This is a genomic window from Algoriphagus terrigena DSM 22685 (genome assembly GCF_000429445.1).
Classification (GTDB): domain Bacteria; phylum Bacteroidota; class Bacteroidia; order Cytophagales; family Cyclobacteriaceae; genus Algoriphagus; species Algoriphagus terrigena.
This window is the reverse complement of sequence record NZ_AUBW01000012.1, coordinates 92,188-104,910: the sequence shown is the minus strand read 5'-3', so window position 1 is coordinate 104,910 and position 12,723 is coordinate 92,188. Positions and strand designations below refer to the sequence as shown.

The window sequence follows — 12,723 nt, the reverse complement described above, 5'->3', positions numbered from 1 at the left end:
TCAGATAACATGAAAGATTACAGATTTGACCTCCCCAAAAACCAAAAATCCATCATCAAGGTAATTGGCGTGGGAGGCGGCGGCAGCAACGCCGTGAACCATATGTATGCCCAAGGCATCAAAGATGTGGAGTTTGTCGTGGTCAATACCGATGCGCAGGCATTGAAGTCCAGCCCGGTACCCTTGAGATTGCAACTGGGCGCCAACCTGACCGAAGGACTCGGCGCTGGAGCCAACCCTGAGCAAGGCAGAAATGCAGCCATCGAATCGGAAGATGAGATCCGCGAACTGCTGGCTGACAACACCAAGATGGTGTTTATCACTGCGGGGATGGGCGGCGGTACCGGCACCGGTGCAGCACCTGTCGTAGCCCGTATCGCCAAAGAACTGAACATCCTGACTGTCGGTATTGTGACAGCTCCGTTCATGTTTGAGGGCAAAAAGAAAATGTCGGTAGCGCAGCAGGGGATTGAATCTCTCCGTGAAAACTGCGACACCGTGCTGGTCATCCTCAATGACAAGCTGAGAGAGATCTACGGTAACCTGGCAATCCGCACTGCCTTCAGCAAAGCAGACAATATCCTGACTACAGCAGCCAAGTCAATTGCCGAGATCATCACGATCCATCAGGATGTAAACGTGGACTTCGAAGATGTGAAGACCGTAATGAAAGATGCCGGTGCTGCCGTAATGGGCTCTTCTACCGAAGACGGCGAAGGTCGTGCGATCCGCGCTGCCGGAGCTGCTATCTCTTCACCCTTGCTCAACAATGTGGACATCAAAGGCGCTCAGAAGATCCTCCTTTCCATCATGTCCGGCGAAGATGAGGAATTGTCTATGGACGAACTCAGCGAAATCACCGAATACATCCAGGAGAAAGCCGGCGACAACGCTGAGGTGATCTTCGGTCAAGGTATCGATCCGGAATTGGGCAAGGCTATCCGTGTGACCGTCATTGCGACTGGTTTCGAGATGGACAAGCTGACAGACAAACCGAGAAACAGAGAGTCTGCCGCTCCGGTATCTGCATTTGCCAATCCTGTCGCAAGCACCCTTGTGGCTACTCCCGACGTGGTCAAGACAGTCATTAACCTGGATTCAGGGAAGAGTGAGCAAGTTAAAGAAGAACCGATTTCTGGTGGCTCTACCTTTACATTCAACTTTCCGAAAGCTCCGATAGCTCCAACGGCCAAACCGGTGACCGAGGAAAATGAGGAATTTGTCTTCAAGATTTCCCCGATGCAGGAGGAAGCAGAAGAGCCGAAAGCAGAGGCTGTCGAGCCTGAGAAGATCGTTTTCCAACTCGAAGAGGAGCCGGTGAAGAAAACCGAATCCTTGCCTAAAGAGTCGGAGCCGGTACCGCAGGCTTTTGCCAACGACTACTATGAGCAAATGAAGCAAAAGGCGATTCAGCGCGCGCATGAGCGATTTGAAAAACTGCGTGGTAACCGCGCTTTTAACCCAAGTCCTGAGGAGTTGAAGGAAAAAATGAGCGTGCCAGCGTATCAGCGCAAGAATGTCGTGCTCAATGAGCCGCAGCACAGTTCAGAGCCTACTGTCAGCAAGTACAACCTGAGCGAAGAGAATGAGATTCTCGGCAACAACAGGTTCCTGCATGACAATGTGGACTAAGTCCTAAAACTCAAGCAGCATGTCTGCCTGGGTATGGAGCAAGTCCAAATAAAGCCTGTTGGTGAGCAGGTTATCTGACATATTTTGCTCGATTTTAGCAAGCTTCGGCTTGAGAGCGAGGACGTTCATACCCAGATAATGGAAGATGTCGGTGAGGTGGCTCAAAGCGATGCCACCCCCGCCTATTCCTGATGATATTCCCACCAGAGCACATTTTTTATTCCGGAAGGTATTCGGATAGGTCATCCCGTCGATGAAGGTTTTCAGGATGCCGGGAAAGGATCCGTTGTACTCGGGGACTACGAACACAAACTTTGTCCCGGACTTTACCTTGCTGTGGAAGGCGTTGTAGCCTTCGTTTCTCCCGTTGTTCTCATACAGCGCCGTCTCGATAAAATCCGCCGGCAAATGCTCCAACTCCAATATTTCCGATTCCGCTCCTCTTTCTCTGAGGATCTCCTGATAGAGTAAGGCGACGACTTTCGAAACTGAGTTTTTCCGGTTAGTTCCTACGATAATTTTGATCATGGGGTAAATTTTCTGATTCCTATACAAGCATGCCCTGTGAAAAGTTCTGCGCCTGAGCCAATCTTCTATCTTTACCCGAAAAACAGGCAAAAATCATGGACTACCTCAAGCAAATTCAGGAAGCTGTTTCATTTATCCAAAAGTTACATCCTTCCGCCATTCCGATTGGAATTATTTTGGGCACAGGGCTCGGAAGTCTGGGCGATCAGATCGATGTCGAGCTGGAGATAGATTACAAAGACATCCCACATTTTCCGCTTTCCACCGTTGAGAGCCACTCTGGCAAGTTGATCTTTGGGACCCTGTCGGGAAAGAAAGTGGTGGCCATGCGAGGCAGATTCCATTACTATGAAGGCTACTCCATGAAGGAAGTGACGCTGCCCGTGCGGGTGATGAGAAAACTCGGCGTTGAGACCCTGCTCGTCTCCAACGCTTGCGGTGGGCTCGACCCACTTCAGGAAGTCGGCGATGTGATGATCATCAGCGACCATATCAACATGTTTTCGGAGAACCCGCTGAGGGGAAAAAACTACGATGAGCTCGGGCCAAGATTCCCAGACATGAGCGATACCTACTCGGTGGATCTGATGGAGAAAGCCTTCGTGATCGCCGAGAGTCGCGGGATCAAGCTGCACCGCGGCGTCTATGTGGGGGTCGAGGGCCCCAATCTGGAGACGCCTGCGGAGTACCGGTACTTTCGGGTCATTGGCGGAGATGCCGTGGGGATGAGTACGGTACCGGAGGTCTTGGTGGCGCGTCATTCCGGGATGGAGGTCTTCGGGATCTCGGCAATCACCGATCTCGGTGTGGAAGGCAGAATCCACAAAGTTTCCATCGCAGATGTCCTCGCCGCCGCCGCCAAAGCCGAGCCGGTGATGGCTTTGATTATTCGAGAGCTGGTAGCCAAAATTTAGAGAGCGAAAGGGTCGGACAATTTTTGCAAAAATTTCATTCAACTTACTGCCCGGAGCCTAACCTCTGGGCTTTTTTGACAATACCGATTTGCTCATAACTGCATTTCCCCTTTTGTCTATTACGATTAGTAAGTTTCAATACATTTTGTAGTTTAGGTGGATATGAAGGGAATCCTCCTCTTTTTTCTGCTGACCGGGTTTGGCTATGGTGCTTTGGCTCAGACAGATTCCCTTTCTTTTTCCTTTGGAAAAATAGACGGCATCCATCCCCAAACTTACGTGCTGACGGGTAAGATCACCTTAAAGGAGAGCGGCGAACCTGTCCAAGGAGTAGGTCTCCATGTGGACGGGCTGTTTACCGGGGTAAGCACAGACCGGTTTGGCACGTATTACATTCCGATCGCACCGGGGGACCATCGGGTAGCTTTTAGGCATATCTCCAACGTTCCAATTTTCACCCAAATCCAGCTTTATGACAATGGGGTCGTCAACCTGCAAATGGTCGAGAAATCTTTTGAGCTAGAGGGCGTCGTAGTCATGTCAGATGAACCTGACCGGAACGTCAGAAATCCGATCACAGGCATTACCAAGTTGACTGCCACGGAGCTGAGGGCGATTCCTGCATTTCTCGGCGAGGCAGATATATTCAAGGGCCTCCAGCTCCTGCCCGGAGTAAGTTCGGTGGGCGAGGGTACCTCAGGCATCAACGTCCGGGGAGCCAAAGCAGATCAAAACCTTCTCCTGATGAACGAAGCCTTGGTGCTGAGTTCCAATCATGCGCTCGGGTTTTTGTCAGGATTCAATACAGACGTGACTGAGACTTTTACGCTGTACAAGGGAAATCTCCCCGCCAATTTTGGAGGCCGGGCAGGCTCGGCGCTCAATATCCAGATGAGACCGGGAAGCAAGGAAAGCTGGCAGGGTCAGCTGGGGGTGGGAACCTCCAACGGCAAAATCCTGATCGAGGGACCTCTGATGAAGGACAAAGTGTCGGTGATTTTGGGAGGAAGACTATCGAATGTCAACTGGCTGCTGAGTCAGGCGAGGGATTTGGATATCCAAAACAGTAAGTTGAATTTCTACGATGGGTATATGGGTGTCAATTGGGATTTGGGAAAAGGACATGTCCTTGAGGCGAATACCCTGGTCACGGGAGACGATTTTCAGTTTTCGGATCAGTTTGGGTACGATTGGGCAAACCGGATCAGTTCGCTGCGGTACAAAGGAGTGCTGTCTGAGAACATCTCTGTCACGGGACTTGTGGCCGACGGCAACTTTGACAATGCCTTTTTTGATCCTTCCGGAGTGGATGCGGCCCGCGTGGAGAATGGGATGCGGTACCAGCAGGGGAAATTCTCCGCCACCTGGGCCAATGAGGATTTGGCTCTGACAGGTGGTGTGGAGGGTGTTTACTACAAAGGAAAGCCGGAGCGGATGTTGCCTTTCAACGGAGAATCCGGCGTACAGGAGGAGCAAGTGGGCAAAGAAAGAGGGACGGAGTTTTCCGGATTTCTGTCACTGGAGTATGAGCTCGGGAAGAATACCGGCTTTGTGGCAGGCCTGCGCTATTCGGGATATTCCCAATTGGGCCCAGACACCGTTTACAGTTACAATGAGAATGCACCGATCAATGAGTCGGAAATTATCGGTGAAACTCCCTTCCCTTCCGGAAAGATCAAATCCTACTCCGGGCTGGAGCCGAGGTTTTCACTGCGGCAAAATATCACTCCAACGCTTTCGCTTAAGTTGAGCTATGCGCGGCTTTTCCAGTACATCCAGTCCATCTCCAATACCTTTGGGCCGACTCCGATCGATCTCTGGCAGTTGAGCACCACTTATATTCCGCCACAGCGCTCGGATAATTTTTCCCTGGGCCTGTTCAAAAATTCGAAGGATAACACCTGGGAATACTCCATCGACGCCTTTTACAGGATCAGCCAAAACCAAGTTGAGTATAGGGATTTTGCGCAGATCTTTCTGAATCCCCATATGGAAACGGAATTGGTCTTTGGTGACGGCGAGGCCTATGGTGCGGAATTTCTCATCAAGAAGAATCTGGGAGTCGTGACCGGTTGGTTGGCTTATACCTATTCACGTTCGTTTTTCACCTCAGTCAGTGAGTTTGAGGATGAGCAGATCAATCGCAACGAGCAGTTTCCCTCCAACTATGACAAGCCACACGAGGTTAATTTCATCCTGAGCCGCAAGATGTATCCACGCGGGTTGTTCAGCTTTTCGGTCAACTATGCTACCGGAAGGCCGGTAAGTGCGGTCAATGCTTCCTATATCTTGAATGGGGGCTTGGTGGTGCCGGATTATTCCGCACGAAACAAGTACCGGATTCCGGATTATTTCCGCGTGGATATTTCCTACACGGTGGAGAAGGTCTTCTCCAAGAAGGGGGACAGTCTGAATTTTGGTATCTATAATTTGTTTGGAAGGAAGAACGCCTACTCGGTTTTTTGGAAGAAAGACGGGGATTCCCAGCAGCTCAGGCCTTACCGTCTGGCGATATTGGGTTCGATTTTTCCATCCATTAGTTACAGCATTAAATTCGGAGGCAGCAATGAATAGGTTCGGGGTTTTTGGTTTGATGTGCGTTTTGCTGGCTTTCAATTCCTGCGTCGAGCGAATTGATTTCAAGCTGGACAAGCCAGATAGGGAGCGGCTGATTGTGTCGGGACTTCTGACGGATTTGGATGAACCTCAAATAGTCTATTTATCGGTGACCACTTCCAATTCTCGGGAGCCGCTGATGACTGAAGACAGCATTTACGTTTTGGACGATAAGCCGCGGCCCTACCCGTCGGCTGAAGTTCAACTCGTGGACATAACGTCCGGAAATACCTGGAGATACCAACAGACGAAACCTGGCCAATACGAACTTCACGGGTTTCTGCATCAGTCCTCGGATGCCAGGTATGTCCTGGAGATTGCGTCTGGAAGTTGGCTGTACAAATCAGAGCCACAGGCTATCCCCGAGGTGATCGGGTCCGATGAGTTGAGTCTTTCGTTTGAGCGAACGAGACTGAATGACAATCCGGAGGCCGCTCAGGTCGTGATTCGGACTGAGGCTACCCTTCCTGATCAGGTCGGAAATTATTACCTTCGATGGGCAGTGGATGAGGCGTATTTTTGGGATCTGACTTTTTTTCCAAATCCATTTAATACGCCGCCGCCGGTCTGTGTCGTATTCGGCTTTCCCGAACCCGAAAGGATTACTTTGGTCAACGGGGATCAACTCAATGCCCCCGGAGCAAAGACGACTCAGATCCTCGCCAAGAAATTGGTGGATCAGTCGTTTCTAAGTCGACACTACTTTAATGTGCGCCAACTGAGCATATCCAAAAATGCCTACGAATACTGGAGAAGAGTGCGTGAGTTGGTCAACAACTCGGGGTCAGTTTTCGATACTCCACCGGCTCCGATCAAAGGAAACCTCTACAGCGTGCACGATCCTGATGAGGTAGTGCTTGGTTATTTCGAAGTATCCAAGGCAAAACTAACCCGGATCTACTCCACCTCGGCCGATGTACCTTTCTTTTTGGAAAAAGTATGCGCGTACGAACCTGGGAAAGCGAGGGACCAGTACGAGCCCACCTGTCTTAGCTGTAACGAGTTTCCAAACAGCATCATGGAATTTCCTGAGTGGTGGTTTGATCAATGAGAGGATATATGTATAGGGTGGGAAGTCGCAAGCCTGAAAGCGTTGTTAGCAAAGCTTTTTTTAGTAAGTGGTAAGTCTTCAACTCTTACTTTTTTCCGTTGATAGAGGTTTTTATTTCAAAAAAAGCCCCTCTCCGGTCAGACCGAAGAGGGGTGTTCTAGTATCTAGCGTCTAATATCTAGCGTCTGCGATCTACTTTTTCGCTCCCATGTAATCCACCACAAAGTAGCTCATCACACGCATGCCCAATACAAATCCACCTTCGTCGATGTAAAAGTCAGGGGTGTGGTGAGAAGGGGTTTTGGTCGGGTCGCCGCCCTTTTTCATCCCACCGAGCGAGATGAACAATCCCGGCTTTTCACGCTGGAAGAAGCTGAAGTCTTCCGCACCTGTGATGGGTGGATTGGTGATGACGTTGCCTTCGCCAGCCGCAGCAAGTACGGTAGCAGCCATCTGCGCGGTCAGCGCTGGGTCATTTATCGTGGCGGGATAGAGCTTTGTGATGTTCACGTCTGCTTTCGCACCGGCACTTTCGGCAATGTTGGTGGCGATCTCGGTGATACGGCGGTGGACAAGGTCTTGCTGCTTTTCGCCGAAGGTCCGGATGGTGCCGATCATTTCGACTTTTTCCGGGATGATGTTGTGGCGAATGCCCCCGTGAATCGCACCCACAGTGACTACTGCGGGGTTTTCGGTGATATTCACATTACGGGAGAGGATCGTCTGCAATCCGGTGATGATCTGTGACGAGGTCACAATCGGATCTACACCAGACCAGGGAGAAGCGCCATGAGCCTGTGTACCGTGTACGGTGATCTCCAGGTTATCAACAGCTGCCATCGCCGGTCCCGAGCGGTAGCCGATCTTGCCGACTTCCATCTGGGAACCGATGTGAAGGCCAAACACCGCGTCGACGTCTTTCATGACTCCCTCTTCCACCATCTGCTTGGCACCCCAGGTAGTCACGCCTTCCTGATAGATTCCTTCCTCAGCAGGTTGGAAAAGGAACTTGACCGTCCCCTGGAGATCGCTTTTCATCCCCGCCAATACTTCCGCGACTCCCATTAGGATCGCCACGTGTGTGTCGTGTCCGCAGGCGTGCATGACACCCGTCTCCTGGCCGTTGTAGGTTGCGGTGACGGTAGATTTGAAAGGCAAGTCCACGCGCTCAGTCACTGGCAGAGCATCCATATCGGCTCGAAGAGCGACGGTTGGGCCGGGTTTTCCGCCCTTAAGGATTCCGACTACGCCGGTGACCGCTACTCCTTCTTGAACTTCAATGCCCAAGGCACGGAGGTGCTCAGCAATCATCTTGGCGGTGCGAGTCTCCGCGTTGCCAAGTTCTGGATTTTGATGAATGTCGCGTCTCCACTCGACGACTTTGGCCTCGATGGAGGCGGCTTTTGTGTCAATCTTGGGGCGGAGTGAGGTCTGTCCCATTGCTACACCACTCAAAAGGAATAGCGGGAGGATCAATTTATTCATGGAAAGTGAGGTTGATGGTTTAGAGAAGTGGCTATTTGGTTGGTTGAAAATAAGAAAGGAAGCCAATATATCGTTTTACCGAGGTGTAAAATCGGGAAATGAAGAACTTTTTCGCTCGATATGCTTTTGTATTGGAAACGCTATTTTATGGAACTGAAAAATAAAGTCGCCGTCGTCACGGGCGTCAGCAAAGGAATCGGACTTGAGCTGGTCAAACTTTTACTCGAAAAAGGTACCATCGTCGCAGGCTGGGGAAGGAATAGGCCTGAGTTTTCACATGAGAATTTTCACTTTTTCTCCTGTGATGTATCGGTCGAAGAGCAAGTGGAGGAGGCTTATTTGGCGACTGTCGGCAAACTGGGTTTCGACATCCGGGTGTTGGTAAACAATGCTGGGTTTGGAGTGGCCGGAAGTTTCGAGACCATGTCCTCAGAAGACTGGAAGGCGATGTTTGATACGAACGTCCACGGGATTTTTTATGTCAGCAAGCGCCTTGTGGCCGGGATGAAAGCCGCCGACGAGGGTCATATTGTCAATGTGTCCTCGATTGCCGGGTTAAACGGAGTCGCAAATCTGGCCGGATATGCGGGCACAAAACACGCGGTACGGGGGATTTCCCACTCGATGTACATGGAGCTCCGGGACTTTGGGATCAAAGTTTCGACGATCTATCCAGGCTCAACCCAAACCGGTTTCTTTGACAATATCGACGGGGCGGAGGCAAATGAACACATGATGCGTCCTCAGGGTGTGGCTCAGACAATTGTCCAGACATTGGAAACCCATCCAAACTATTTTGTGGCGGATGTGGAGTGCAGACCGCTGAGACCGAGAGGGAAGAAGTAGGCGGTTTTCAGAGAGAGACTGCAAACCGTCTATGCAAGCTGCTTTTTTTCCTTACTTTTGAGTGACTAAAAATCATTCATGTCGCTCCAAGTTTCTCAGCTAACCAAACTTTACGGTACCCAAAAAGCACTCGATGAGGTGAGTTTTTCAGCCTCGCCAGGGCGGATTCTGGGCTTCCTAGGACCAAACGGCGCAGGGAAATCCACCACGATGAAGATCATCACGGGGTATCTCAGTGCAGATTCAGGCTCGGTGGAGATCTTGGGAGAAAATGCACTGAAACACCCCCATCAGATCAGTCCCAAAATCGGGTACCTGCCGGAGCACAATCCGCTTTATCTGGATCTCTATGTCAGGGAATTTCTCGAATTTTCCGGAGGTCTCTACGGCATGAAGTCATCCCTGATCCAAAATCGAGTCAACGAACTGGTCGGAAAAACCGGTCTTTCGTCCGAGCAACACAAGAAAATCGGGCAGCTGTCTAAGGGCTATCGTCAGCGCGTAGGCTTGGCCAGAGCACTGATCCATGATCCCCAAGTGGTGATCTTGGATGAGCCAACTACTGGCCTTGATCCCAATCAACTGGTAGAGATTCGCAATCTGATCCGGGAAGTTGCGGAAGATAAGACTCTGATTTTTTCCACTCATATCATGCAGGAGGTGGAAGCGATCTGCCAGGATGTGGTGATCATCAACCGGGGGAAAGTACTTGCTGCCAGCCCGCTGTCTGAGCTGAGGGCTGGTTCGGGGCAGACTGAACTGATCTTGGAAACCGAAGAAGAACTTGAGCTGGAATGGTTTGAAGCGCTTGGGCAAGTTCGGTTTGGCGCAAAAAACAAAAGGGAATTGATCATCGTGACATCCGAGCCGACTGAGACCCGAAAGATTTTGATGCAGCAGATTGCCGAGCGCTCGCTTAGCCTCAACAGCCTCAACCAAAGCAAGAAAAACCTGGAGACGCTCTTCAGAGAAATCACCAACGCCTGATGAAAAGCCTCTTTTTGAAAGAAATCAACGCCTTTTTCGGAAGCCTGACCGGCTACCTGATCTTGGCGCTGTTTCTGGTGGCCTTGGGATTGATCGTTTGGGTTTTTCCTGAGAGCTCGGTGCTTGATTACGGCTTTGCCGATCTGGAGTCCTTATTCTCCTACACGCCTTATGTTTTCACATTTTTGATTCCGGCCATTTCTATGCGGACGATTTCCGAGGAGCGGAAGAGCGGTACTTGGGAGCTCTTGCGAACCTCACCGCTTTCTCTGGTTCAGATCATCGTGGCAAAATACCTTGCTTTGCTGGCCTTGGTTTTCCTGGCCGTGTTGCCGACACTTCTCTATGCCTACAGCATCGTGCAGCTAGGCGATCCTGTCGGCAACCTTGACCTTGCGGGATTCTTTGGAAGTTGGATTGGGCTGTTGATGATCGGGGCGACGTTTGCTGCGGTGGGGCTTTTTGCGAGTGCACTGACCTCACAGCAGGTAGTAGCCTTTGTCTTGGGTGTGTTTCTATGCTTTGTGCTATACTTTGGGCTGACGGCCTTGGCGGGGATGCTGACCGGAGATGCCGCCTATTGGGTGGAGGAGATGAGTCTGAGCGGGCATTACATTAGCCTCAGTCGCGGAGTGGTGGATAGCCGGGATGTATTTTTCCTCTTGGGAATGGTGTGGTTGTTTTTGGGAGCTTCTGTTTTGGTATTGAGAAACAAATGACGAAATCAGCAATCCATACTGCAAAGCCATTTTTGATCCTTTTTGGAGGGATTTTGCTGCTGCTTTTGTCTGGCCTATTTCTGCGGTTTAGGATCGACTTGACAGAAGAGAAGCGCTTTTCCCTTCATCCCGCTACCGAAGAATTGCTGGAAGGCCTGGATCGACCGATCCATGTAGATATCCTTTTGCAGAGCGAAAATCTGCCCGGCGGTATGCGTCGCCTTCAAAGATCCATCGAAGAAACCGTCCGGACTTTCAACGCTTATTCTTCCGAAACTATCACCTATTCGTACTTTGATCCCCTGGCCGTGGTCGATTCTCTTCAGGAAGATTTTATCTACACGCTGGCAGACTATGGCATCAATCCTACAAATGTCTATACGAGTCAAAATGCAGGTCAGCAAGCCCAGTTGATCTTTCCCGGGATCTTGGTCAGTGATGAAGAATACGAAACAGGAGCCTTGGTTCTCAAGGGCGAGCAAGGGATGTCGCCCGATCAGATATTAAATACATCGATAGAAAATCTCGAATTTGAGCTCAGCAATGCCATTCGAAAGCTGTTAAATCCGGAGAAGACCGCAGTGGCGATGATCATCGGGCACGGAGAACTTTCTGAGGACGATGGATTTGGGATGGTGGAGGCGCTGGACGGGCAGTACGAAGTTTTCAAAGTACCCCTTGATCAGGCCAAGGTGCCGGGCGATTTGAGTTCGTTTGGGATTGTTTTTATCCTGGGACCAAAGCAAACCTACACCGAACGGGAGCTTTACCTGCTGGATCAGTATGTGATGCAGGGCGGTAATCTCGTCGTGGCTGCAGAAGGGGTAGACGTGGATCTGGCGAAGGCCGGAGGTGAGGGGACGTTTTCCTTTCCGTTGGAAAATGAGCTCGATCGCCTGTTGTTTAGATATGGCATTCGGATCAATAAAGACCTGATTCAGGATCTGAATTTGAGTTACATCCCGGTGCTGGGAGGTAATTTTGGTGACCAAGAACAGCTCGTTCCTCTGCCTTGGCCATTTTATTTCAATGCTGGACGGGTTCAGAGCCATCCAATCACCAAGACACTGGATCAGGTAAATTTCCGATTCGCCAGCAGTCTGGATACTGTGAAGGCAGACGGAGTCACTAAGACTCCCCTGATTTTTGGTTCGGAAAATGAGAGAATCCTTCCCGCACCGTCGAGAGTGGCTTTTTCGGATATGGAGTTGGAGCCCAATGTCGCTGAGTTTTCAGTTAAAAATTTACCATTGGGCTATTTGCTGGAGGGAGAGTTTACCTCACTTTTCAAAAACAGGTTCGTCCCTGATGGATTTGATAAAACGACATTCTTCGAAAGCGGAAAAGGGAAAGTGGTTGTTTTTGGCGACGGCTCTTTGTTCCAAAGCCAGATGAGTTTGCAGGGAAATCAGCCCTTGACTTTGGGAGAAGATCCATTTGCGCAGGCGACCTATGCCAACAAACAATTGCTTCAAAATCTGGTGCAATACCTGAGTGACCCCGAGGGGATCATTGCTGCCAGATCCCGCTCCCTGCAGATCAGACCGCTCGACAAGACGAAGGTGTCCCAGCAAAAATCCTTCTGGCAGGGCCTGAATGTGATACTTCCGGTAGTGATTCTGGGGCTGATCGGCGGTGTTATTCTTTATCTGAGAAAGCTCAGGTATGCCAAAAACCAAGCGAGCTGAGGTTCGGAAAATTAGATTAGAAAATTTCGGGGAAAGCCAATTCCGACCAACCGAATTAGCATTTTATTTATAAATTTACCCCCGCTGGATTAAAACTAAATACTAAGCCCTACGATATGAAATCGAGCTTGACGAAGAACCTCACACTGAGGGATGATCTTCGGCACTGCGAGAATTCATATGACCATTGAAAATAAAAATATAATTATATGAAATCGAGCATGACTATTACGTCACATACCGGTAGGACTATCAAC

The 12,723-nt window shown here is 50.3% G+C and carries 10 protein-coding genes; 8 read left to right on the top strand and 2 right to left on the bottom strand.

The window, feature by feature from the left end; genetic code table 11:
* The first annotated feature begins 9 nt into the window (after nt 1-9).
* Nucleotides 10-1,632 carry a cell division protein FtsZ gene (gene ftsZ, locus G459_RS0112450; RefSeq protein WP_026967955.1) on the top strand — a complete coding sequence of 541 codons (1,623 nt, stop codon included), beginning with the start codon at nt 10-12 and terminating at the stop codon, nt 1,630-1,632.
* Between the two features lie 3 nt (nt 1,633-1,635).
* Here the strand turns inward: ftsZ and G459_RS0112445 are convergent, their stop codons facing one another.
* The gene (locus G459_RS0112445) at nt 1,636-2,160 is read right to left on the bottom strand and encodes an NADPH-dependent FMN reductase (RefSeq protein WP_026967954.1); all 525 of its coding nucleotides are present in this window, start codon (nt 2,158-2,160) and stop codon (nt 1,636-1,638) included.
* Between the two features lie 95 nt (nt 2,161-2,255).
* Between G459_RS0112445 and G459_RS0112440 the strand changes: the two genes are divergently transcribed.
* The 3 genes from G459_RS0112440 to G459_RS0112430 all read left to right on the top strand — a co-directional run bounded on the left by G459_RS0112440 (nt 2,256) and on the right by G459_RS0112430 (nt 6,741).
* Complete coding sequence (locus tag G459_RS0112440; RefSeq protein WP_026967953.1) at nt 2,256-3,074, top strand: purine-nucleoside phosphorylase; 819 nt, start codon at nt 2,256-2,258, stop codon at nt 3,072-3,074.
* Between the two features lie 162 nt (nt 3,075-3,236).
* The gene (locus G459_RS0112435) at nt 3,237-5,648 is read left to right on the top strand and encodes a TonB-dependent receptor (protein ID WP_026967952.1); all 2,412 of its coding nucleotides are present in this window, start codon (nt 3,237-3,239) and stop codon (nt 5,646-5,648) included.
* Nucleotides 5,641-6,741 carry a DUF4249 family protein gene (locus G459_RS0112430; protein ID WP_084454477.1) on the top strand — a complete coding sequence of 367 codons (1,101 nt, stop codon included), beginning with the start codon at nt 5,641-5,643 and terminating at the stop codon, nt 6,739-6,741. Before G459_RS0112435 ends, G459_RS0112430 begins: the two co-directional genes overlap by 8 nt.
* Before the next feature lie 192 nt (nt 6,742-6,933).
* On the opposite strand, the gene G459_RS0112425 is transcribed toward G459_RS0112430, so the two are convergent.
* Nucleotides 6,934-8,226 carry an amidohydrolase gene (locus tag G459_RS0112425; protein WP_026967950.1) on the bottom strand — a complete coding sequence of 431 codons (1,293 nt, stop codon included), beginning with the start codon at nt 8,224-8,226 and terminating at the stop codon, nt 6,934-6,936.
* A 147-nt stretch (nt 8,227-8,373) separates the two neighbouring features.
* Between G459_RS0112425 and G459_RS0112415 the strand changes: the two genes are divergently transcribed.
* The 4 genes from G459_RS0112415 (at nt 8,374) to gldG (ending at nt 12,466) form a co-directional block, all read left to right on the top strand.
* Nucleotides 8,374-9,072, top strand: coding sequence for an SDR family oxidoreductase (locus G459_RS0112415; protein ID WP_026967949.1), 699 nt, complete (start codon nt 8,374-8,376; stop codon nt 9,070-9,072).
* Between the two features lie 78 nt (nt 9,073-9,150).
* Entirely contained in the window at nt 9,151-10,059 is a 909-nt protein-coding gene (gldA, locus tag G459_RS0112410) for a gliding motility-associated ABC transporter ATP-binding subunit GldA (protein ID WP_026967948.1), read from the top strand.
* Nucleotides 10,059-10,778, top strand: coding sequence for a gliding motility-associated ABC transporter permease subunit GldF (gene gldF, locus G459_RS0112405; protein ID WP_026967947.1), 720 nt, complete (start codon nt 10,059-10,061; stop codon nt 10,776-10,778). Before gldA ends, gldF begins: the two co-directional genes overlap by 1 nt.
* Entirely contained in the window at nt 10,775-12,466 is a 1,692-nt protein-coding gene (gene gldG / locus G459_RS0112400; RefSeq protein ID WP_035455813.1) for a gliding motility-associated ABC transporter substrate-binding protein GldG, read from the top strand. The genes gldF and gldG overlap by 4 nt, the downstream gene beginning before the upstream one ends.
* Nucleotides 12,467-12,723 lie beyond the last annotated feature (257 nt).